The sequence below is a fragment of the Bradyrhizobium sp. AZCC 1577 genome (assembly GCF_036924575.1).
Lineage (GTDB): Bacteria > Pseudomonadota > Alphaproteobacteria > Rhizobiales > Xanthobacteraceae > Bradyrhizobium.
The window spans coordinates 2,477,217-2,497,588 of sequence record NZ_JAZHRQ010000001.1; the positions used below are offsets into that span (position 1 = coordinate 2,477,217).

At 64.3% G+C, this 20,372-nt stretch carries 21 protein-coding genes; 9 read left to right on the forward strand and 12 right to left on the reverse strand.

Going from position 1 to position 20,372, the window contains the following annotated elements; translation table 11 throughout:
• Window positions 1-27: 27 nt before the first annotated feature.
• Genes V1278_RS11600 through V1278_RS11615 form a run of 4 tightly spaced genes read right to left on the reverse strand, consistent with a single transcriptional unit; the run spans window position 28 to window position 6,850 of the window.
• On the reverse strand, window positions 28-2,091 hold the full coding sequence (locus V1278_RS11600) for a hypothetical protein (protein ID WP_334380794.1): 2,064 nt from the start codon (window positions 2,089-2,091) through the stop codon (window positions 28-30).
• A gap of 3 nt (window positions 2,092-2,094) precedes the next feature.
• A complete protein-coding gene (locus tag V1278_RS11605) occupies window positions 2,095-4,905 on the reverse strand; it encodes a DUF4159 domain-containing protein (RefSeq protein WP_334384155.1) in 2,811 nt (936 codons plus the stop codon).
• The gene (locus V1278_RS11610; protein ID WP_334380795.1) at window positions 4,905-5,849 is read right to left on the reverse strand and encodes a DUF58 domain-containing protein; all 945 of its coding nucleotides are present in this window, start codon (window positions 5,847-5,849) and stop codon (window positions 4,905-4,907) included. The genes V1278_RS11605 and V1278_RS11610 overlap by 1 nt, the downstream gene beginning before the upstream one ends.
• Window positions 5,849-6,850, reverse strand: coding sequence for an AAA family ATPase (locus tag V1278_RS11615; protein WP_334364485.1), 1,002 nt, complete (start codon window positions 6,848-6,850; stop codon window positions 5,849-5,851). Before V1278_RS11615 ends, V1278_RS11610 begins: the two co-directional genes overlap by 1 nt.
• Window positions 6,851-7,110: 260 nt before the next feature.
• Between V1278_RS11615 and V1278_RS11620 the strand changes: the two genes are divergently transcribed.
• Genes V1278_RS11620 through V1278_RS11640 form a run of 5 tightly spaced genes read left to right on the forward strand, consistent with a single transcriptional unit; the run spans window position 7,111 to window position 10,697 of the window.
• Complete coding sequence (locus V1278_RS11620) at window positions 7,111-7,752, forward strand: DUF1285 domain-containing protein (protein WP_334380796.1); 642 nt, start codon at window positions 7,111-7,113, stop codon at window positions 7,750-7,752.
• Between the two features lie 8 nt (window positions 7,753-7,760).
• Window positions 7,761-8,423 (forward strand): CoA pyrophosphatase, encoded by a 663-nt coding sequence (locus V1278_RS11625; RefSeq protein ID WP_442893666.1) that lies wholly within the window; start codon window positions 7,761-7,763, stop codon window positions 8,421-8,423.
• Window positions 8,420-8,683, forward strand: a complete 264-nt coding sequence (locus tag V1278_RS11630; protein WP_334364482.1) for a DUF6111 family protein — start codon at window positions 8,420-8,422, stop codon at window positions 8,681-8,683. The genes V1278_RS11625 and V1278_RS11630 overlap by 4 nt, the downstream gene beginning before the upstream one ends.
• Window positions 8,680-9,939 carry a CCA tRNA nucleotidyltransferase gene (locus V1278_RS11635; protein ID WP_334380797.1) on the forward strand — a complete coding sequence of 420 codons (1,260 nt, stop codon included), beginning with the start codon at window positions 8,680-8,682 and terminating at the stop codon, window positions 9,937-9,939. The genes V1278_RS11630 and V1278_RS11635 overlap by 4 nt, the downstream gene beginning before the upstream one ends.
• Complete coding sequence (locus tag V1278_RS11640; RefSeq protein WP_334380798.1) at window positions 9,936-10,697, forward strand: sulfite exporter TauE/SafE family protein; 762 nt, start codon at window positions 9,936-9,938, stop codon at window positions 10,695-10,697. Before V1278_RS11635 ends, V1278_RS11640 begins: the two co-directional genes overlap by 4 nt.
• A 5-nt stretch (window positions 10,698-10,702) precedes the next feature.
• On the opposite strand, the gene V1278_RS11645 is transcribed toward V1278_RS11640, so the two are convergent.
• The 7 genes from V1278_RS11645 to V1278_RS11675 form a co-directional block, all read right to left on the reverse strand.
• Complete coding sequence (locus tag V1278_RS11645; protein WP_334380799.1) at window positions 10,703-11,743, reverse strand: hypothetical protein; 1,041 nt, start codon at window positions 11,741-11,743, stop codon at window positions 10,703-10,705.
• A 172-nt stretch (window positions 11,744-11,915) separates the two neighbouring features.
• The gene (locus V1278_RS11650; RefSeq protein WP_334380800.1) at window positions 11,916-12,644 is read right to left on the reverse strand and encodes an HAD family hydrolase; all 729 of its coding nucleotides are present in this window, start codon (window positions 12,642-12,644) and stop codon (window positions 11,916-11,918) included.
• Between the two features lie 145 nt (window positions 12,645-12,789).
• Window positions 12,790-13,053, reverse strand: a complete 264-nt coding sequence (locus tag V1278_RS11655) for a YodC family protein (RefSeq protein ID WP_065745887.1) — start codon at window positions 13,051-13,053, stop codon at window positions 12,790-12,792.
• A gap of 69 nt (window positions 13,054-13,122) precedes the next feature.
• Window positions 13,123-14,010 carry an oxygen-dependent coproporphyrinogen oxidase gene (gene hemF / locus V1278_RS11660; protein WP_334364477.1) on the reverse strand — a complete coding sequence of 296 codons (888 nt, stop codon included), beginning with the start codon at window positions 14,008-14,010 and terminating at the stop codon, window positions 13,123-13,125.
• Between the two features lie 113 nt (window positions 14,011-14,123).
• Complete coding sequence (locus tag V1278_RS11665) at window positions 14,124-14,489, reverse strand: 6-pyruvoyl trahydropterin synthase family protein (RefSeq protein WP_334364476.1); 366 nt, start codon at window positions 14,487-14,489, stop codon at window positions 14,124-14,126.
• Window positions 14,490-14,520: 31 nt separating this feature from the next.
• Window positions 14,521-15,153 carry a 7-carboxy-7-deazaguanine synthase gene (gene queE / locus V1278_RS11670; RefSeq protein WP_334364475.1) on the reverse strand — a complete coding sequence of 211 codons (633 nt, stop codon included), beginning with the start codon at window positions 15,151-15,153 and terminating at the stop codon, window positions 14,521-14,523.
• The gene (locus tag V1278_RS11675; RefSeq protein ID WP_028346976.1) at window positions 15,150-15,635 is read right to left on the reverse strand and encodes a tRNA (cytidine(34)-2'-O)-methyltransferase; all 486 of its coding nucleotides are present in this window, start codon (window positions 15,633-15,635) and stop codon (window positions 15,150-15,152) included. The genes queE and V1278_RS11675 overlap by 4 nt, the downstream gene beginning before the upstream one ends.
• Before the next feature lie 281 nt (window positions 15,636-15,916).
• Here V1278_RS11675 and petA point away from each other — a divergent pair, with 281 nt between their 5' ends.
• Both petA and V1278_RS11685 read left to right on the forward strand, forming a co-directional pair.
• The gene (gene petA, locus V1278_RS11680) at window positions 15,917-16,447 is read left to right on the forward strand and encodes a ubiquinol-cytochrome c reductase iron-sulfur subunit (RefSeq protein WP_334380801.1); all 531 of its coding nucleotides are present in this window, start codon (window positions 15,917-15,919) and stop codon (window positions 16,445-16,447) included.
• A 68-nt stretch (window positions 16,448-16,515) separates the two neighbouring features.
• Window positions 16,516-18,588 carry a cytochrome c1 gene (locus tag V1278_RS11685; protein WP_334364473.1) on the forward strand — a complete coding sequence of 691 codons (2,073 nt, stop codon included), beginning with the start codon at window positions 16,516-16,518 and terminating at the stop codon, window positions 18,586-18,588.
• Here the strand turns inward: V1278_RS11685 and V1278_RS11690 are convergent, their stop codons facing one another.
• Window positions 18,589-18,717 (reverse strand): hypothetical protein, encoded by a 129-nt coding sequence (locus tag V1278_RS11690; protein WP_334380802.1) that lies wholly within the window; start codon window positions 18,715-18,717, stop codon window positions 18,589-18,591.
• A 21-nt stretch (window positions 18,718-18,738) separates the two neighbouring features.
• Between V1278_RS11690 and V1278_RS11695 the strand changes: the two genes are divergently transcribed.
• Complete coding sequence (locus V1278_RS11695) at window positions 18,739-19,413, forward strand: dienelactone hydrolase family protein (protein ID WP_334364472.1); 675 nt, start codon at window positions 18,739-18,741, stop codon at window positions 19,411-19,413.
• 34 nt (window positions 19,414-19,447) lie between these two features.
• Window positions 19,448-20,350 carry an NAD-dependent epimerase/dehydratase family protein gene (locus V1278_RS11700; protein ID WP_334380803.1) on the forward strand — a complete coding sequence of 301 codons (903 nt, stop codon included), beginning with the start codon at window positions 19,448-19,450 and terminating at the stop codon, window positions 20,348-20,350.
• Window positions 20,351-20,372 lie beyond the last annotated feature (22 nt).

Here is a 20,372-nt window from a genome sequence, read left to right on the forward strand (position 1 = left end):
GGGCGCATCGACGAGGCGGGCGTGCCGTCAGCGCCCTTCGCGCACCCAGGTCGCGGCGAAGGCGCCGAGCAGCAGCAACAGCCCGACCAGGCCGGCAAACATCGGCAGCACGCCGACGCCCTTGACGACGCTGGCCTCGCGCATCTTGACGCCCATCCAGCCGTCGCCGTGGAAGATACCGGAGGCGCGCACCGGCACCACGCGGGGCAGGTCGATGCTTCCGCCTTCGGCCACGCGGCGCGCGTCGCCGCCGGTCGCCTGCGCCAGAGGTTTCAGCATCTCGGTGGTGGAGGTGACTTCCGAAAATTCCTTCGGGTTGGTCGGCCCGACATTGATCAGGGCTTTCAGCGCGCCATCGGTCGCCTGCCACAGCCCGAGCTCATTGGCGGGAATGGTCGCGCGCCAGGTGCCGGGCTCGCTCGCGGTCAGCGTGAGCTCCTTGGTGGCGCCGCTCGGCGAGGTCACGGTCACTGGCGGCACATTGTCGGCCATGGTCTGGCGCAGCACCACGAGGTCCTTGCCCTGGATCTGCAGGCGCAGCGCCTCTTCGTCGAGATCGGGTTGCTTCATCAGCCAGTGCGACATCCGCCGCAGCAGATCCAGATGCGGCCCGCCGCCTTCATAGCCGCGCGCCCACAGCCAGATGTGGTCCGACAGCAGGAGCGCTACGCGGCCTTCGCCAAAGCGCGACAATAGCAGCAGTGGCTTGCCGTCGAGACCGGTCATCACGGGCGCGCCGATGGCGTTGCGCGTTTCCACGGTGCGGAAGAAACGGCTCCAGCGCGGCGGTTCGCTGGCGGAACCTTCGAGGCCGCGCGTCACCGGATGGCGCTTACCGGCGTCGCTCAAGTGCGCATAGAACGGCTTTTCGGTGACGCCGACGGGCTCGGCCGGCAGCACCGTATCGAGCGGCGTGCGCCAGATGCTGGTGGTGGAGGCGTAATCGGGACCAGCCGACACCAGCACCGCGCCGCCGGCGCGGACATAGCGCGCGATATTGTCGAAATAGGCAATCGGCAGCACCCCCTGGCGGGCGTAGCGGTCGAAAATGATCAGGTGGAAATCGTTGATCCTCTGCTGGAACAGTTCGCGGGTCGGAAACGCGATCAGCGATAGCTCGTTGATCGGCGTGCCGTCCTGCTTCTCCGGCGGGCGCAGGATCGTGAAATGCACGAGGTCGATGCTGGCGTCCGATTTCAGCAGGTTGCGCCAGGTGCGCTCGCCGGAATGCGGCTCGCCCGACACCAGGAGCACACGCAGCCTGTCGCGGACGCCGTCGATCGCGACCACGGCGCGGTTGTTGACCGGCGTCAATTCGTTCTCGAGCGGCGAGGCCTCGATCTCGACGATGTTGGGGCCGGCATGCTTGATATCGACGTCGACATTGGCGGTCTGGCCGCTGACCAGATTGCGCTCGCTGATCACCTCGCCGTCGCGGCGCACCACGATCTTGGCGCGCTGGCCGGTGACCCCCTGGTCGTCCAGCCGGTAGGTGATGGTCTGCGGCTGCCCGACGATGCCGAAACGCGGCGCGGCCGTGATTGCGATGCGGCGATCACGCTCGTCCTTCCGGCCGGTGACGAGCGCGTGCACCGGCGCCTGGAAGCCGACCGCAGCGGCATTTGCGGGGATGTCGTGCACCCGGCCGTCCGTGATCAGGAATGCGCCAGCGACCCGGTCAACCGGAACATCCGATAGCGCCGAGGACAGCGCGCCGAACAGTTTGGTGCCGTCGGTCTCGCCGTCGGCCTGTCCGGCCTCGACGACGCGGACTTCCAGTCCCTTGATCTTCTTGAGCGTGTCGACCAGCGCTTCCTGCGCCTTCGCGGTCTCCTGGTTGCGGGTGCCGAAATTCTGGCTCGGGCTCTTGTCGATCACGACGGCGGCGACCGATGATAACGGCTCGCGGTCCTCGCGGGTGAAGGAGGGGTTGGCGAGCGCCAGCAGGATCAGCGCCAGCGCCGCGACCCGCACGGCCGCACCGCGCGCGCGGCTGAACAGCAGCAGCGCCGCGATGACGACGATTGCGGCCAGCGCGATCCACAGCACGAGTGTCGGAACGAGAGGAGTAAACGCGATGCCGTACTGCATGGCCTATTGCCCCAACCGTTCGATCAGGGCGGGCGCGTGGACCTGGTCGGCCTTGTAGTTGCCGGTCAATGTATACATCACGATGTTGACGCCGGAGCGGAAGGCGAATTCGCGCTGGCGCGGCTCGTTCGGCGTCAGCGGCAGCATCGGCTGGCCGTCCGGGCGATGCGCCCAGGCGCCGGCGAGATCGTTCGAGGTGATGATGATGGGCGAGACGCCGTCGCCGCCGCGTGCCGGGCGCGAGGCCGTATCGTCTTCATCCTCGCGCGGCAGGGTCTCAACCCAGGTCTGGCCCGAGGTGAAGCGGCCGGGAAAATCGCGCAGCAGATAAAACGTCTTGGTCAACACATGCTCGCGCGGCACCGGCTCCAGTTCAGGCACGTCGAGGGAGGAGAGAATCTCGCGCAAGGTGCGCATGCCCGACGTCTGCGACGCGCCGTTCTCGCCCGGCGGCGCCTCGACGGCGTCGCGGGTATCGAACAGCACCGTGCCGCCCTGTTTCATATAGGCGTCGATGCGGTTGATGGCGTCCTGCGGCGGCTTCGGCGCGCCCGGTACAACGGGCCAGTAGATCAGCGGGAAAAATGCCAGTTCGTCCTTTGCGGGATCGATGCCGACGGGATCGCCGGCCTCCAGCGCCGTGCGCTGCGCCAGGAACAGCGTCAGTCCGGCCATGCCCGCCTTGACGATGGAATCGACATCGGCATTTCCGGTGACGACATAGGCAAGCCGCGTCTGCGACACCGACTTGATGGCGAATTCATCGTTGCCCTGGGCGCGCGTCGGCGAAGGTGCAGTCGAGGCCGCGACCAGAATCAGGGCAAGTAGAACGGCGGCCGTCGCCGTGCGCCGCCGCCACAGCGCGGCAAGGCCCGCGCCCAGCATCGCGACCACGATCGCGTCGAGCAGGAACAGCACCAGCGACGACGACAGCAGGATGCCGCGCAAATCGCGCGGTTCGGCATTGGTGTAGCTGGCGCGCTGCGCGCGCAACGAGGATGTTTCGAGCGGCGCGATACGATCGGCTGCAGCCAGCGTATTGACCGCGATCGGGCCATCGGCCGGGCCGTAGAAGCCCGGGGGATGTTCCGATGTACCGCGATCACGATAATCCGCCGGCATCGGCTTGGCGGTCGAGGGCGGCGGCCCGAATGCGCCGAAACCATCGAGGGTGCGTAGTGGCGCAACCGTCTCGACGTTGGTCGCCTCGCTCGCAACGCCAGCACCGGGCTTCGTGGTGTAGCCGGACATGTCAACGAGCCGCCGCAGCATCTCGACGAAGCTGCCGGACATCGGCAAGTCAGACCAGCGCGAGTCGGCGCCGACATGGAACAGGCTGACAATGCCCCTGCCACGATGCTCGCCGGTCACCAGCGGCGTGCCGTCTTCCAGCGACGCCCAGGTCTTGGTCGCGAGCACCGCATCGGGCTCGGCCAGCACCTGCCGGTTCACGGTGACATCCTTGGGCACTGCGAGGCCCGCGAACGGAGCGTCGGCGGCGAAGGACGCCAGATGCTGCGGCTTTTCCCAGGTCAGACTGCCGCCGAGGACGCGGCCGCCGCGACGCAGTTTCACCGGCACCAGATCGTCATCGGCCTGCGCCAGGCGGGGACCTGCGAAACGCACCAGCACGCCGCCCTGATCGATCCATGCGTTCAGCCGCTCGCGGATTTCCGGCGACAGCGTGCCGACATCGGCGAGCACGATCATCGGCAGCCGCTGATCGAGGAACTGCGCGATCACCTGTTGCGGCGCGCCGCGGTCGCCGAGCCGCACGTCGGCGAATGGCGACAGGGCGCGGGTAAGGTAGAAAGTCGATGCCAATAGCGGTTGGGCGGTATCGCTGGTCGCGCCGGTGACGACGCCAACGGCGCGCCGTCGCCATCGTTTGTCGAGCAATTGCACCGCACCGGCCGATCGTTCACCCGAGATTTCCAGCCGCGAAATGTCATTGCGCAGTTCGACCGGCAGATCGAATGCCGCTTCGCTTTCGCGGTCCTGCATGCCGAACGCGTAGCGCGCCTCGCCGATCGGCGAGCCCTTGGCGTCGATCGCGCGGACCACGCCGGCTGCGACGCCGCCGGTGGTGCGCAGCACCTTGACCGTCATTTTCGCCGCGGCGTTTTCGGCAGCGACCAAGGCTTGCGCTGGCGCCGCGCCGCCCTCGAACACCGTCAGCTTGCGGTCGCCGATGGTCTTGGCGAGATTCTCGACGAATTCGGCGCCGCGCCCGGTATCGACACCGTCGGACAGCCACGCGATCTCGGCATCACCGGTGGCCTTCAGGAAGCGGTCGAGCGCGCCTAGCGTGTCGACGCGGTCGATCGAATGCGGCTTTGGTGCAATCTGGCGCAGCGCGACGCGTGCGGTACCGGCTAGCATCAGCGTGATGTCACGTGCGGGTTCGGAAAGCGAAACCAACGCGACCCCGCGGCGGTCGTTGTCGGCGTTGGCGATCAATTCGTCCGCGGCCTTGATCCGGGTGTCCCAGCTTGCGGCCGCGCTCCAGCCGTCGTCGAGCAGAATCACCAGCGGCGCATTGCTGCCGCCGACCCCGGTCTGCGGATTCCAGATCGGGCCTGCGGCGGCAAGGATGACCAGCGCCGCGGCGGCGAGACGCAGCGCCGTCAGCCACCACGGCGTCCGCGACGGGGTTTCTTCCCTGGGCCTGATGTCGAACAACAGCCGCGTCGGCGGAAATTCGATCCGTCTCGGCCGCGGCGGCATCACGCGCAACAGCCACCACAGCACCGGCAGGCTCAGCAGGCCCAGCAGAAGCAGCGGCTGCGCAAAGCTTAAGGGGATGCCCGCCATCATGCGCTGCGCCCCGCCTTGACCGTTGAGCCGCGCGCGCTTCCCTTGGCTGCCATCATGCCGGAATGCAGGAACAGCAGCAGTTCGGCGGCGGACCGGCTGGTGGTGTGGGTCGAGAACAGCCAGTCGAGCCTGTTGGTTTCGCTACGGATCTCATCGCGATGCAGCGTGACGCGGGCGACATAGTCGCTGGCCCAGCTCTCGGCGCGGCCGGCGGTGATGACGCCAAAACCTTCCGGCTCGACGAACTCGATCCGGCCGGCGTAAGGAAAGGTCTCTTCGGCAGGATCGACGACCTGGATCAGCGTGCCATGGGCGCCGGAGGCCGAAAGCCCGGCGAGCATCGTCCTGATTTCGCTCATCGGCGACCAGAAGTCGGACAGCACGACAATTTCGGCCAGGGCCGACGGCACGAAGGAGGGCGGCAGGCTGGCGCGCACCGCATCGTCATGCAGCATCGCCTGCGCCATCTTGTCGATCACGTTGCGGCTTGCGGTCGGGGTCATCAGGCCGGGAATGCCGACGCGCTCTCCGCCCGAAACCAGGAGTTCGGCGAGCGCAAAGGTCACGATCAGGCCACGCTCCAGCTTGGAGTCGCGGGCCCCCTTGGAAGCAAATGCCATCGACGGCGAACGGTCGGGCCACAGCCAGATCGTATGCGCCGCCTCCCATTCCTGCTCGCGGACATAGAGATGATCGTCGCGCGCCGAGCGCCGCCAGTCGACGTTCTGCGACGGCTCGCCGGAGACGAAGCGGCGATATTGCCAAAAGCTCTCGCCGGCGCCGGCGCGGCGCCTGCCGTGCAGGCCATGGATGACGTTGGCGGCGATGCGGCGGGCATCGAGCACGAGACGGGGCAGCGATGCGGCGAGCGTTCGGCTTTCGCCATCGGCACGTCGGATCGCAACAATCTCCCTGTTCTCGTGGCTGGTCTCTGCGGCCATCAACCAATCCGCGTCTTCAATTGTCTGATTACGTCGGGAATGGTGCGGCCTTCCGCGCGCGCCGAGAAGGTCAGCGCCATGCGGTGCTTGAGAACGGGTTCGGCGAGATCGAGCACGTCGTCGATCGAGGGCGCAAGGCGGCCGTCGAGCAAGGCGCGGGCACGGACCGCCAACATCAACGATTGGCTGGCGCGCGGGCCCGGCCCCCAGGCGATCAGCTTGTCGCCGCCGTCTTCGGTGTTGGGGCGTGCGGCGCGCACCAGCGACAGGATCGCCTCGACGACGCTGTCGCCGACCGGCAGGCGCCGCACCAGCCGCTGCGCCGCGATCAGGGTTTCCGCGTCCATCGAGGCCTTGGCAAGCGTCTCTTCCGCGCCCGTGGTCTCGAACAGGATGCGGCGTTCGGCGTCGCGATCGGGATAATCGACGTCGATTTCCATCAGGAAGCGGTCGAGCTGCGCCTCGGGCAGCGGGTAGGTGCCCTCCTGCTCCAGCGGGTTTTGGGTGGCGAGCACGTGGAAGGGCTTGGGGAGATCATGCCGCGCGCCTGCAACGGTGATGTGCTGTTCCTGCATGGCTTGCAGCAGCGCCGATTGCGTCCGCGGGCTGGCGCGGTTGATTTCGTCGGCCATCAGAAGCTGCGCAAACACCGGTCCGGAGATGAAACGGAACGACCGCCTGCCGGAATTGCTCTCGTCCAGCACCTCGGCGCCCAGAATGTCCGAGGGCATCAGGTCAGGCGTAAACTGGATGCGCTTGGCATCCAGCCCGAGCGTGATGCCCAAGGTTTCGACAAGCTTGGTCTTGGCGAGGCCGGGAACGCCGATCAAGAGCGCGTGGCCGCCGGACAGGATCGTCACCAGGGTATTTTCGATCACCCGAACCTGGCCGAAGATGACGGTGGAGATCGCTTCCTTCGCGGCGCGGATCTGGCCGGCGACCTGCTCGGCCGACCGGACGATCGCGTCCTCGAGTTTCTCGACACCGTCTGCGCTCGCCATGTCTTTCTCCTTCAACAACCTAACCGCTTCATGACGCCGTTGGTTGCGTCGTCATGCCACGAACCTCATGCTAAGCCTGTGTAAAGGCCATGCATTCGTTGAATTAAACTATCCCCACATTATCGGTATTTCGGGGTATGAACGGCATCACGATATGGCGACTTGATCCGCAATAGTACGGACACAAATCGTCGGGAACACATATCTCGGTATATGTGCACCAATCGTGCCAATCGAGGCGCCGAGACTCAGGGCAAACAATGGCGAAGCAAGGGCAAACCAGCGGCCAGCGTCAGGAAGGCAAGGGCCACGACAGCAAAGGTCTTGAAGGTCTGACGGTTGCTGCCACCGAAGCCGTCAATCGCGCCCCAACCGGGAAGGGACTGCCTCCGGTTCATCTGTGGAATCCACCGTTCTGCGGCGATCTCGACATGCGAATCGCCGGCGATGGGACGTGGTTCTACATGGGGACGCCAATCGGGCGGCCGGCGCTGGTGCGGCTGTTTTCGACCATTCTCAAGCGCGAGGACGGCAAGCACTTTCTCGTTACCCCGGTCGAGAAGGTCGGCATCCGCGTCGACGATGCGCCGTTCCTCGCAGTGGAGATGCAAAACGAGGCCGGCGATCGCGGCCGGCTGCTGCGCTTCCGCACCAACGTTGACGACTGGGTGCCATGCGATTCCAGCCATCGCCTGCGCTTCGAGATGGCCGCCGACGGCGGGCTGACGCCCTATCTGCACGTCCGCGCCGATCTGTGGGCGAAGGTGACGCGCGCGCTCTATTACGATCTGGTTGACATGGGGGAGGAGCGGATGGTCGATGGTCAGCCGATGTTTGGCATCGAGTCCGGCGGCGAGTTCTTTGCCATGGCGGACGCGAAGCAGGTGAGGGATGCGGTTTGAACGAGCCGATGCTGACGAAGATGGAGGCGGCTCCGATCAGCTCGACGGAATTCTTCGCGCGAAGCAAGACCCGGCTGAACTTCGACGTGCCGCCCGGCCTGGTCGATCCCAATGTCATTCCGAAGACGGGCGATGCGGGCAATGATCGCATGCTCGAGATCGTGGCGCGCGAGCAGCCGGTGCGCCCGGCGGCGGTGCTGATCCCGGTGGTCGATCACCGCGAGCCGACGGTGCTGCTGACGCAGCGCTCGCCGCATCTCTCCAGCCACGCCGGCCAGATTTCCTTTCCGGGCGGCAAGATCGACGCAATCGACGCTTCCCCGCTCGATGCCGCCTTGCGCGAGGCAGAGGAGGAAATCGGCCTCAAGCGCGAGTTCATCGAGCCGATCGGCTATCTGGATCTTTATGGAACCGCCTTCGGGTTTCGCATCCTGCCGACGGTGGCGCGTGTGAAGCCCGGCTTTGAGCTGACGATCAACGAAGGCGAGGTGGTCGACGCCTTCGAGGTGCCGCTGGCGTTCCTGATGAATCCCGAGAACCATCAGATCCATTCCAAGGAATTCCGCGGCATGGAGCGCTCCTATTACGCCATGCCGTTCGCCGAGCGTTACATATGGGGTGCGACCGCGGGAATCCTGCGCGTGCTGTATGAGCGGATTTATCTCGCATGATCCGTCCGGTTCTGACCGAGATCGCAATATTCCTGGTCCCGTTCGTGGCCTACGCGTTGTTTCTGATTGCCACCCGTTCCGGCGTGTTCGCGTCCTCCTCCTGGCCGGCACATCTTGTCGCCAAACTGGCGCTGGGATCGCTGCTGCTGGTCGCGATCAGCTTCGTGCTGCTCGCCCAATTCTCCGGCGCGCCGCCGAATTCGACCTACGTTCCCGCGCATCTGGAAGACGGCAAGCTGGTTCACGGGGGGGAGAAATGAGCGAGGCACGCGTGCTGTCGGAAGCGCCCTGGCTCAGATCCGGTCCGGCCGCGCGCGTGCTCGCGTTGCTTAATGGCGATGGCGAGGAAGCCCGCGTGATCGGTGGTGCCGTGCGCAATGCGCTTCTGAAAATTCCTCTCGGCGACATCGATATCGCGACGACGGCCTTGCCCGACGAGGTCGTCCGCCGCGCCAAGGCGGCCGGCATCAAATGCGTCCCGACCGGCATCGACCACGGCACGGTCACGCTGGTCGTCGAATCGCACCCATTCGAGGTCACGACCTTGCGTGAGGATACCGAGACCTTTGGCCGCAAGGCCAGGGTTGCGTTCGGGCGGGACTGGGTTCGCGATGCGGAACGGCGCGATTTCACCATCAACGGGCTTTCGGTTGATGCCGAGGGCGTCGTGCACGACCACGTCGGCGGGCTTGCCGATATCCAGGCCAAACGCGTGCGTTTCATCGGCGACGCCGGCCAGCGCATCGCTGAGGATTATTTGCGCATCCTGCGCTTCTTTCGCATGCATGCCGCCTACGGGGCGGGCGAGCCCGACCGTGCCGGATATCTCGCCTGCATCGACGGGCGCGCCGGGCTTTCGAGCCTTTCCGCCGAACGCGTGCGCATGGAGATGTTGAAGCTGTTGATCGCAGAAGGCGCCGCGGTTGCGGTGCAGGCGATGGCGGATGCCGGCCTGCTGCTACCGATCTTCGGCGGCGTCACCTATACGGGGACATTCGCGGCGATGATCGCGGCCGAACGGGCGCTGGGCCTGCCGCCAAGCGCCGTGCGCCGGCTGGCCGCGCTCACGGTCGCCGTCACCGAGGACGCCAGGCGCGTCTCGGCACGGCTTCGGCTTTCCAACGCGGAAACCAAAGCGCTGGATTCGATGGGCCATCGCTGGTGGCGGCTCGCGAGCAAGGACGACGCGCGTGCGCGACAGCTTCTCTATCGGCTCGGCGAGGATCCGTATCGAGACCGGCTGATGCTGGCGTGGGCGCGGGCAGGCGGCGTCGGCAATGGCGACGCGCGCTGGCATGAGCTTGCAACCTTGCCGCAGCGCTGGAGCGCGCCGAAATTTCCGCTGAAGGCTGCCGATTTTATCTCCCGCGGCATTGCCGAAGGTCCCGGTCTCGGTCACGTGCTGGCGCTTGCGGAAGACGCCTGGTTGGCCGCGGATTTTCCGCTTGAACCATCCGCCCTTGCCGCGATCGCCGACCAGGCCGCCGCCCGTTTCACCCGCGATCACCGGCTGTGAATATTCTGGCCGGGTTTGCCGACGTTTCGCTCGGTCAACTCGTGCTGGTTGGAGGCATGGCGCTATTGGCCTCCGTCATCGGCGGGCTTGCTGGCTATGGTACCGGCGCCTTGATGCCGCTGGTGCTGGTGCCGCTGGTCGGCGCCGAGCCCGTGGTGCCGATCATCGCGATCTCAGCGATCTTCACCAATATCAGCCGCTTCGTGGCGTATTTTCGCTACGCCGACCGGCGTCGCGCCCTGATCGTGATCGGCGCCGCCATGCTGACGACGGCGCTCGGCGCCTATGGCTACACGCGGCTGACCAGCGCTGGCGCGGCGTTCGTGATCGGCGGCATGCTGATCCTAAGCGTGCCGCTACGCCGGCTGGCCAAGCAGCGCGATATCAAGATCGGCGATACCGGCCTTGGCGTGAGCGCGGTGGGTTATGGCGTGGTGGTCGGCGGCACATCGGGTTCGGGCGTGATCCTGTTGTCGCTGCTGATGGCGTCCGGCCTCGAGGGAGCTGCCGTGATCGCTACCGACGCGGTGATCTCGGTCGTGACCGGTCTCATCAAGATTTTGGTGTTCGGCCTTGCCGGCGTCGTCACCGCGCAGGTGCTTGCCTTCGCGCTCCTGATCGGCGCCATCGCAATTCCCGGCGCGTTCCTTGCCAAGGCCTTCGTTGAACGCATGCCGGTGCATATCCATACTGCGATCCTCGACGCCGCCGTGATTGTCGGCGGCCTCGTCATGATCACCGCGGCGCTGCGGCACTGATCGGATCAACGCGTGAGCGATGCCGTGCGGATCGGGAAGCAGTTCAAGCTTGATATGTTCCAGACAAAGGGCACGTTGCACCAAAGGCCGGCCGGGCGATATTTCACCCGAATTTGCTCCAACTGATACAGCGCCAGACTGCTGAACGCATTGATCCGGCCAGCCAGATCGTCCAGTTCGGCGTTGATCTCCTTTTCTCCCTGCAGAATATCGCTTTCCTTCGCGGCGTCGCCGACGCTCCCGGCGGCCCATTGCCGCGCTGCCGCCAGCTTGTTGTGCGCGGCCTCAAAGCAGTAATGCATCGTCAGGACATGGTGCTTGGCGCTGTACCAGTAGATTCGCTTTGCTGCCCTGTCTTGAGGGCCGGCGCAGATTCGGATGAACGCGTCTTTCGGTCTGGTCGTATCGTCAACGCCACGTTTTTCGGCCATCGTGCAATATTTGTCGTCGGCAACTTCCTTGGGTGGTGTGTCGTCATCCGGCGCGTGCACGTTTCCGAAGGCCGGAAAATTGAACTTGTCGGAACAATCGAAGGCGTAGTCGCGCAACACCCGTCGTGACAGCGGGTCCTCGTCGACGTTACGCTTCTCGGCCGGATCGCGATATGTATTGCTGGCCCAGTCGATGTAGATTTCGGCCTTTCGGGTGAGGAGGTCGATGTTTTCACGGAGTTCGTTCCGTGCTTTCTCATAACTTTCCGAAATCGCCCGCGCGTTGCTGGTGGCCAGCGCCTTGTCGCTGGCATCGGATTTCTCGCCGACGGCGCGCACGAAGTCGGTGTAAAGGGTTTGCTGCAGCCCCTGCATTTTGGAGAATGCGTGTGAGATCTCGGTGAAAGTTGCGGCGGCCGAGTTCATGTCTTCCTTGGCCTGGCTGCTCACCTTCTCCTGATAGGCGTTGAGATATTGGAAGTAGCCGACCAAGAGACTGCTCAGCACCGTAACCAGCGACAGGCCTTTGACGATGTCGAGCCCGTGATTGAACTTCCAGAGCCACCTGAGCGGGGCGGCTTTCGGTGCGATGTCATGCGTGTCGTCGTTCGGCATCGGTGAACTCCCCAGCCCTTGGACTTCAGCCTTGAACCAATCTCGACACAATCTGGGATTGTCGGCCTCGGCTCTGTGAGACAACTCACACTACACGCGATCGTGTGATGGGCGGGGAGCGGCAGGGACTTCAGGGGCGCCGTCAGCTCTTGGGCCGTCAGCTCTTGGGCCGTCAGCCTTGGCGGGGCAGCAGTTCCGTCAGCGAGCGGATGATGCGGTCGGGCTTTACGGTGGAATCCGGCGGCAGGCCGTCGCCATGCACGTCGATCCAGATGGCATAGATGCCGAGCCGCTGCGGCGCCACCACCTCCCATTCGAGATTGTCGCCGATCATCCAGGTTTCGGGCGCGGTGACGCCAAGCGCCTGCATCGCGTGCAGATAAGCGCGCTCGTCCGGTTTGCCGAAGCCGTGCTCGCCCTCGATCTGGATGTGATCGAAACGGTGCGACAGCGCGAAGCGTTCGACCTTGGCGCGCTGGGTGCCGGCGGCGCCGTTCGTGACCAGCGCCAGCTTCACGCCGCGTGCCTTCAATTCGTCGATGGCGTCATGCGCGCCGGGGAAGACGAACATTTCCTCTTCGCGGTAGGCGGTAAAACGGTCGGCCAACCGTGTCGCGAGGTCTTCAGGCAGGACGTGGCCGTCTTCGGCAAGCGCGGCAAATCCGTTCCTGACGGTGATGCGCCGTGCTTCATCGAGCTTCAGCCGCCATTCGGCTTCGGCAACAGCCCAGAATTTGCGCGCGGAGTCCAGAACGGCGACGGCAACCTGCTGCGAGGTCAGGGGCTCGAACTCGGCGGCGAACTCGGACGTGACATTGTGCCAGGCGATCTCCGGACGTCCATAGGCCGACAGGATGGTGTCGTCCATATCGATCAGCATCGCGCGGGGCAGGTGGATCATTGTTTCGCGGCCATCTCACTTCAAGCGTCATCGGCCGCGGGAAGCAGCGGCGCACTTGTCGCGAATATCAGATCACCCGCACCGGGTCCAATCCCGGGAAACCACGCCGCCGGACCATGGAAGCCCGGCGGCGTCAAAAAGTGCCTCACGCAACCTTGTTGGCGCGGTCGTCCTCTTCCTCGTCCTCGGCTTCCTCTTCGTCCTCGTCTTCGTCGTCTTCTTCGTCTTCGTCGTCCTCTGACGTATCGGCTTCGGCGAGCTCTAGGACGGCAAGCGGCAGCGTCTCGCGGAACAGATCGCCTTCATTGCCCATCCATACGCACGCAACGTTGCCGTCCTTGACCTCCACCACACTGAGAGGATGGCCGCCGGACTTCAGAATGACGACGTCGCCTGGTTTCAAATCCATGATCTACTCCTCGGATGACATGACACGAATCGCACCATAGCGATCAGTCATGACAACCCGATCATGCGATCATGGCCACTTTACCTCCGGCGGCATCGACGAGAGGATGGAATCCACATTGCCGCCAGTCTTTAGCCCGAAGATCGTGCCGCGGTCGTAGAGCAGGTTGAACTCGACGTAGCGCCCGCGCCGGATCAACTGTTCCTCGCGGTCGGCGGCATTCCAGGGAAGGGCGAAATTGCGGCGGACCAGTTCAGGATAGATTTTCAGGAAGGCGCGGCCGACCTCCTGCGTAAAGGCGAGGTCGGCGTCCCAGTCACCTGAATCGTGCCAGTCGTAGAAGATGCCGCCGATGCCGCGCGCTTCCTTGCGGTGCGGCAGATAGAAATATTCGTCGCACCATTTTTTGTACTTGTCGTAATCGGCCACGCCGTTCGATCTCCCGCAGGCCTCTTTCATCGCCTGATGGAAAGCGAGCGTGTCGGGGTCATCCTGGGTCCGCCGGCGGTCGAGCACCGGCGTCAGATCCGCCCCGCCGCCGAACCAGGCCTTGGTGGTGACCACAAAGCGGGTGTTCATGTGCACCGCCGGCACATGCGGGTTGCGCATGTGCGCGATCAGCGAAATGCCCGACGCCCAGAACCTGGGATCGTCGGCCGCGCCGGGTATCTGCGCGCGGAATTCCGGCGCGAACTCGCCATGCACGGTCGAGCAGTGCACGCCGACTTTCTCGAACAGCCGCCCACGCATCATCGACATCACCCCGCCGCCGCCGGGCTTGCCGGTGTGGTCGGTGCGGTCCCAGGACGTGCGGACGAAGCGACCGGCCTCGCCGGGATAGAGGGCAGGCGGCGCGTCGTCTTCCAGCTTTTCGAAGGCCGCGCAGATGTCGTTGCGCAGCGCTTCGAACCAGGCTCTCGCGCGCGTCTTGCGATCCTCGATGACGGATACGTCCATTAGGAATTCCCAACGTTACCTTTCCGTCATTGCGAGCGAAGCGAAGCAATCCATCGTGGCATGAAAGTACTGGATTGCTTCGTCGCTTCCGCTCCTCGCAATGACGGTGAAAGTTAGCCTTGCGGCCCGAAATACGTGCAGCTCTCGTTACAACTGTCGCGATGAACGCTGACGCGAGTAACTTGGCCTGCGTGCTGGACCCGCTCGAAGATGTAGCGCGAAATGTTTTCCAGCGTCGGCGTCCCCAGCGCCTCGACCTTGTTGAGGAGCTTGTGGTCGAGTGCTTTGCGAACTTCTTCCATGCTGCGTTCGAGCAGGCCGAGATCGAGCACCATGCCGGTTTCCGGGTCGGGCGTGCCGCGCACGCTCACTTCGGCGCGAAACGAGTGGCCGTGAATTTCCTCGCTGGCCGCGCCGAAGGTCGTTCCCTTCAGGGAATGCGCAGCTTCGAAGCGAAACGATTTCGTCAGTTCCCACATCTTGAAAATCTAAATCCTATCTGATGCCAAGTTATCTGATGCCAAGTGTCTTGTGCGTCTGCAGGCTGAGCCGCCATTGCGGATGGCGCAGGCAGTAGTCGACCGCACGCGCGGTGTTTTCGAGCACGTCGGGTCCATCCATCGGCTGCAGCGAAAAGCGCTCGAAATCGAGCCTCACAAAATCTTCCGGCGCTGCGCCTGCTTGCGGATAGACCAGCTTCAATTCGTGGCCGCGGTGCACTACGAGATCGGCGCCGGCTTTCGGACTGACGCAGACCCAGTCGATCCCTTCGGGCGGTTCGATCGTGCCGTTGGTCTCGATGCCAACGGCGAAGCCGCGCGCATGCAGCGCATCGATGAAGGGGGGATCGACCTGCAGCAGAGGCTCGCCGCCGGTCAGGACCACGTAGCGGTTGGTATTCTCGCCGGTCCATTGCCCGGCGATGGTGTCGGCGAGTTCGTCCGCCGTGGCATAGCGGCCGCCGAGCGTGCCGTCGGTGCCGACAAAGTCGGTATCGCAGAACTGGCAGGTGGCGCTCATGCGGTCCTGTTCGCGGCCGCTCCAGAGGTTGCAGCCGGAAAAACGGCAAAACACTGCCGCGCGGCCGGCATGTGCGCCTTCGCCCTGCAACGTCAGAAATATTTCCTTGACCGCGTAGCTCACACCTTCTCCTTGGACCCGATCTCGCCTGCAATCGGATGACCCGTCTGACGCATCGCCTCGCCTAGTGCCATGGCGGCCGCCATCGCCACATTGAGCGAACGCAAGCCCGGCCTTATCGGGATCGTCACCCGAGCGTCGGCCGCGGAGACGACCTCGTCGGTAACTCCTGCGGATTCCCGCCCGAATAATAGGACGTCGTCACTTCGATAGCGGAAATCCAGATAGGAACCGGCCGCCTTGGTCGTAAACAGCACCAGCCGGGAACCAGCCTCGTTACGCCATTGCTCGAATTTTGGCCATGAGTCATGGCGGGTAAGGACGACATGATCGAGATAGTCCATTCCCGCGCGGCGGAAATGCCGATCAGAGGTCGGGAATCCCGCCGGCTCAATGATATGGGCGGCCACGCCCAGGCAGGCACACAGGCGCAGAATCGTCCCGGTGTTCTGGGGGATGTCGGGCTGGAAAAGCGCAATCTGCATGGTGTCAGGCTTTGGTGGCGCGAATGAAATGTTTCGAATAAATCACGGCCGGGCGCCGATTTAGTGCATTGCACGCTATCGAGCCGATAGCGGGCTTGCGCTCTCACGGCAAGGGTGCCAATAGAACGATTCTGGACTGCTTGTTCCGCCGGAATGGGGGAGGAAAAGCGGTTTTTTCTGCCGCCGCGGGGGCCGCGGGCGCCGGCAGCCTCCTCCGGGGCGCGCTTTTGCGCGGGTCCGGGGCGGTTCCGCTGGCTGCAGATAAGAAAGGGCTTGAGATCGTGACGACAGCGTCTTCGGCGGACCATCCGACACGCCGTGATTTCCTTTTTGTTGCAACGGGAGCCGTCGCCGCCGTAGGCGCGGCTGCCACGGTGTGGCCGCTGGTTTCGCAGATGAATCCGGATGCCTCCACGGTCGCGGCCGGTGCGCCGATCGAGGTCGACCTGACCCCGATCGCCGAAGGGCAGGACATCAAGGTGTTCTGGCGCGGCAAGCCGATCTACATCAGCCACCGGACCAAAAAGCAGATCGACGAGGCCCGCGCGGTGTCGGTGTCGAGCCTGCCCGATCCGCAGAGCGACGAGGCGCGGGTCAAGCCGGGCCATGACCAGTGGCTGGTCGTGGTCGGCATCTGCACCCACCTCGGCTGCATCCCGATCGCCCATGAGGGCCAGTACGACGGCTTCTTCTGTCCGTGCCACGGTTCGGTGTACGACACGTCGGGCCGGATTCGGCAGGGACCCGCGCCGACCAACCTGGCCGTGCCGCCCTATACCTTCGTTTCCGATACCAAAATCCAGATCGGCTAAGGGCTCGGACGCCAGTCCGAGACCTCCCTTAAGCCGTTGCGTCGTTTTACTTCCTCAGGATCGCATCAATGAGCGGACCATCCGATTTCCAGCCGACCAATCCCGCCTTGAAGTGGATCGAACGGCGCCTCCCGATCATGGGACTCATGCATTCCTCGTTCGTGGCGTATCCGACGCCGCGTAACCTGAACTACTGGTGGACGTTCGGCGCCATCCTCTCGTTCATGCTGGGCGTGCAGATCCTGACCGGCGTGATCCTGGCTATGCACTACACGCCGCATGCCGATATGGCCTTCAAGTCGGTCGAACTGATCGTCCGCGACGTCAATTACGGCTGGCTGCTGCGAAACATCCACGCCTCCGGCGCGTCGATGTTCTTCTTTGCGGTCTACATCCACATGTTCCGCGGCCTCTATTACGGGTCGTACAAGGAGCCGCGTGAAGTGCTGTGGATCCTCGGCGTCATCATCTATCTCCTGATGATGGCGACGGGCTTCATGGGTTACGTGCTGCCGTGGGGCCAGATGAGCTTCTGGGGCGCTACCGTCATCACCAATCTGTTCTCGGCCGTACCCTATTTCGGCGAGAGCATCGTGACGCTGCTGTGGGGCGGCTATTCCGTCGGCAATCCGACGCTCAACCGCTTCTTCTCCCTGCACTACCTGCTGCCGTTCGTGATCGCCGGCGTCGTCGTGCTGCACATCTGGGCACTGCATGTCGCGGGCCAGAACAATCCGGCCGGCGTCGAAGCGAAGACCGAAAAGGACACGGTGCCGTTCACGCCTTACGCTACCATGAAGGATATGTTCGGCGTCTCCTGCTTCCTGCTGTTCTTCGCCTGGTTCATCTTCTACATGCCGAATTATCTCGGCGACCCCGAGAACTACATTCCGGCCAATCCGGCCGTGACGCCCGCGCACATCGTACCGGAATGGTACTACCTGCCGTTCTACGCGATCCTGCGCTCGATCCCGAACAAGCTTGCCGGCGTTATTGCAATGTTCGGTGCGATCCTCATCCTGGCCTTCCTGCCCTGGCTCGACAGCGCCAAGACGCGCTCGTCGAAATATCGTCCGCTGGCCAAGCAGTTCTTCTGGGTTTTTGTCGCTGTCTGCATCGGGCTCGGCTATCTCGGCGCGCAGCCGCCGGAGGGCATCTATGTCATCGTCGGCCGCATCCTGACCTTCCTCTACTTCGCCTATTTCCTGATCCTGCTGCCGTTGCTGGCGCGGATCGAGAAGCCCCGTCCGGTGCCGAACTCGATCGCGGACGACGTGCTGGCTAAGTCGGGCGGCAAGGCTGCGCCGATGGTCTCGGCCGTGATCGCGCTGATGGTGGCCGGCGGTCTGCTGCTGGGCGGCGCCGAGAGCGCGCGCGCCGCCGAAGGCAGCACCAAGCCGCCGGCGCAGAAGTGGTCGTTTTCGGGCCCGTTCGGCAAGTTCGACCGCGGCGCCATGCAGCGCGGTCTGAAGGTCTATAAGGAGGTCTGCGCCTCCTGCCATGGCCTGTCGTTCGTCGCCTTCCGCAATCTCGCCGAAACCGGCGGTCCCGGTTACTCGGTGGCGCAGGCCCAGGCGTTCGCCTCCGAATACAAGGTCAAGGACGGCCCGAACGACCAGGGCGAGATGTTCGAGCGGCCGGGCCGGCCCGCCGATTATTTTCCGTCGCCGTTCCCCAACGAGCAGGCGGCGCGCGCGGCCAATGGCGGCGCGTATCCACCGGACCTATCGCTGATCACCAAGGCGCGCAGCTACGGCCGTGGCTTCCCGATGTTCCTGATCGATTTCTTCACCCAGTATCAGGAGCAGGGCCCGGATTACGTCACGGCGCTGTTGCAGGGCTATGAGGACAAGCCGCCGGCTGGCTTCAATCTGCCGGAAGGATCCTACTACAACACCTACTTTCCCGGCCACGCCATCAAGATGCCGAAGCCGCTGAACGACGGTCAGGTCACCTACGACGACGGCTCGCCGGCCACAGTTGCGCAATACGCCAAGGACGTCACCACGTTCCTGATGTGGGCTGCGGAGCCGCACATGGAGGCGCGCAAGCAGCTCGGCCTGCAGGTGTTCGTGTTCCTGATCCTCCTCACCGTCTTGCTGTACTTCACCAAGAAGAAGGTCTGGGCCAACGCCCACTGATCACGACGTCATTAACGCGATTTCGGAAAAGCCCCTGCGGGGGCTTTTTTGTTGGGTGCAGCAATGCGCCGACAGGCGATTGCGTCCGGCTTTTGCAGCCGCCAAAATGGCCGCCAGCATCACGTTCAAGAAGCAGTCCCGGAGGAACCCATGGGCACCCACATCACCTTCAAGCGTCCGGACGGCAAGGAAACCGCCGGCTATCTCGCCAATGCCGCGCGCGGCAACGCACCGGGCGTGGTGGTGGTGCAGGAATGGTGGGGCCTGTCGGAGAACATCAAGGGCCTGTGCGACCGCTTTGCGGCGGCCGGTTTCGATGCGCTGGCGCCCGATCTCTACAAGGGCGTCGTGGTGCCGTATCACGATACGGACGCGGCCAACGCGCAGATGACCTCGCTCGATTTCATGGACGCCACTACCCAAAATGTACGTGGCGCCGCGCAATATCTCGCACGCAACGGCGCCAAGGTGGGGCTCACCGGCTTTTGCCTCGGCGGCGCCGTGACCATCATCGGCGCCACCAAAATTCCGGAGCTCACGGCGGGCGTCATATTCTACGGCATCCCGCCGGAGCAGGCCGCTAAACCTGCCGACGTGAAAATCCCGCTGCAGGCGCATTTCGCCAACAAGGACGACTGGTGCACGCCGGCCGCGGTCGACGCCTTCGAAAAGGCGATGAAGGATGCTGGCAAGTCGCTCGAGCTGTTCCGCTACGATGCCGAACATGCCTTCGTGAACGAGCAGCGCATGGCCGTGCATGACCGCCAGGCCGCCGAGCTTGCCTGGGGCCGGGCGACGGAATTTTTCAGGAAGCATCTCGGCTAAGTTGAGCGTATCTCGGCGAAGGAGTTGGCCGCGCATGAAAATCTTCTGCACGGGCGCATCGGGCTATATCGGCGGGTCGGTTGCGGTTCATCTCATTGCCGCCGGACATCAGGTGACCGGATTGGTTCGCTCGCCTGAAAAAGCCGAAGCGGTTCGTGCGCGAGGCGTCCAGCCCTTGCTGGGAACGCTCGACGACAGGGACCTTCTGGCGCAAGCAGCGCAGGCCGCCGAAATTGTCGTCAATGCTGCGAGCGCCGACCACGGAGGCGCGGTCGAGAGCCTGCTCGGCGCGCTCGTGGGAAGCGGCAAGCCGTTCATCCACACATCGGGATCGAGCATCGTCGGCACCCGCGCCAAGGGCCAGCGATCGGATGCGATCTTCGACGAAGATACGCCAATTACGCCGTCGCCCGCGCGCGCGGCGCGGGTTGCGCTGAACGAGTTCATTCTGTCCCATCGCAATAAGGGATGTCGGCCGGTCATCATCTGTCCGAGCCTGATCTATGGCCTCGGTCATGGCGCTGGGCGAGACAGCGTGCAGGTGCCGTTGCTGATCAATCTTGCAAAAAAGCGCGGCAACGCGGCACATGCCGGGCCCGGCGAGAACGTCTGGTCGAACGTGCATATCGACGATCTCGTGACGCTCTACGCGCTTGCCATCGAGAAGGCGCCGGCGGGTAGCTTCTATTTCGCCGAGAACGGCGAGAGCTCGATGCGTGAAGCGTGCGAGGCCATCAACCGCATGCTGGGTTTTGCGGGCCCGCCGACGGCGATGTCGATGGCCGAAGCCGCCGCCGAATGGGGCGAGGGTACGGCCGAGGACACGATGGCGTCGAACGGCAGGGTGCGGGCGAAACGCGCGCGGCAGGAACTTGGCTGGCAGCCGAAGGCGCGGGGACTGATCGAGGAGATCGAGAGCGGGTGTTATCGGGAGTAGCGCCGCAACCCAACTGTCGTCC

Bases quoted from the DNA above. Each gene is read 5' to 3' on its own strand.
- V1278_RS11655 (WP_065745887.1), bottom strand. From the start codon at position 13,053: ATGGATTTGAAACCAGGCGACGTCGTCATTCTGAAGTCCGGCGGCCAT.
- V1278_RS11610 (WP_334380795.1), bottom strand. From the start codon at position 5,849: ATGGCCGCAGAGACCAGCCACGAGAACAGGGAGATTGTTGCGATCCGA.
- V1278_RS11650 (WP_334380800.1), bottom strand. From the start codon at position 12,644: ATGATCCACCTGCCCCGCGCGATGCTGATCGATATGGACGACACCATC.
- V1278_RS11600 (WP_334380794.1), bottom strand. From the start codon at position 2,091: ATGCAGTACGGCATCGCGTTTACTCCTCTCGTTCCGACACTCGTGCTG.
- V1278_RS11605 (WP_334384155.1), bottom strand. From the start codon at position 4,905: ATGGCGGGCATCCCCTTAAGCTTTGCGCAGCCGCTGCTTCTGCTGGGC.
- V1278_RS11625 (WP_442893666.1), top strand. From the start codon at position 7,761: ATGCTGACGAAGATGGAGGCGGCTCCGATCAGCTCGACGGAATTCTTC.
- V1278_RS11700 (WP_334380803.1), top strand. From the start codon at position 19,448: ATGAAAATCTTCTGCACGGGCGCATCGGGCTATATCGGCGGGTCGGTT.
- V1278_RS11615 (WP_334364485.1), bottom strand. From the start codon at position 6,850: ATGGCGAGCGCAGACGGTGTCGAGAAACTCGAGGACGCGATCGTCCGG.
- V1278_RS11665 (WP_334364476.1), bottom strand. From the start codon at position 14,489: ATGTGGGAACTGACGAAATCGTTTCGCTTCGAAGCTGCGCATTCCCTG.
- V1278_RS11685 (WP_334364473.1), top strand. From the start codon at position 16,516: ATGAGCGGACCATCCGATTTCCAGCCGACCAATCCCGCCTTGAAGTGG.
- V1278_RS11620 (WP_334380796.1), top strand. From the start codon at position 7,111: ATGGCGAAGCAAGGGCAAACCAGCGGCCAGCGTCAGGAAGGCAAGGGC.
- V1278_RS11635 (WP_334380797.1), top strand. From the start codon at position 8,680: ATGAGCGAGGCACGCGTGCTGTCGGAAGCGCCCTGGCTCAGATCCGGT.
- V1278_RS11630 (WP_334364482.1), top strand. From the start codon at position 8,420: ATGATCCGTCCGGTTCTGACCGAGATCGCAATATTCCTGGTCCCGTTC.
- V1278_RS11695 (WP_334364472.1), top strand. From the start codon at position 18,739: ATGGGCACCCACATCACCTTCAAGCGTCCGGACGGCAAGGAAACCGCC.
- hemF (WP_334364477.1), bottom strand. From the start codon at position 14,010: ATGGACGTATCCGTCATCGAGGATCGCAAGACGCGCGCGAGAGCCTGG.
- V1278_RS11645 (WP_334380799.1), bottom strand. From the start codon at position 11,743: ATGCCGAACGACGACACGCATGACATCGCACCGAAAGCCGCCCCGCTC.
- V1278_RS11675 (WP_028346976.1), bottom strand. From the start codon at position 15,635: ATGCAGATTGCGCTTTTCCAGCCCGACATCCCCCAGAACACCGGGACG.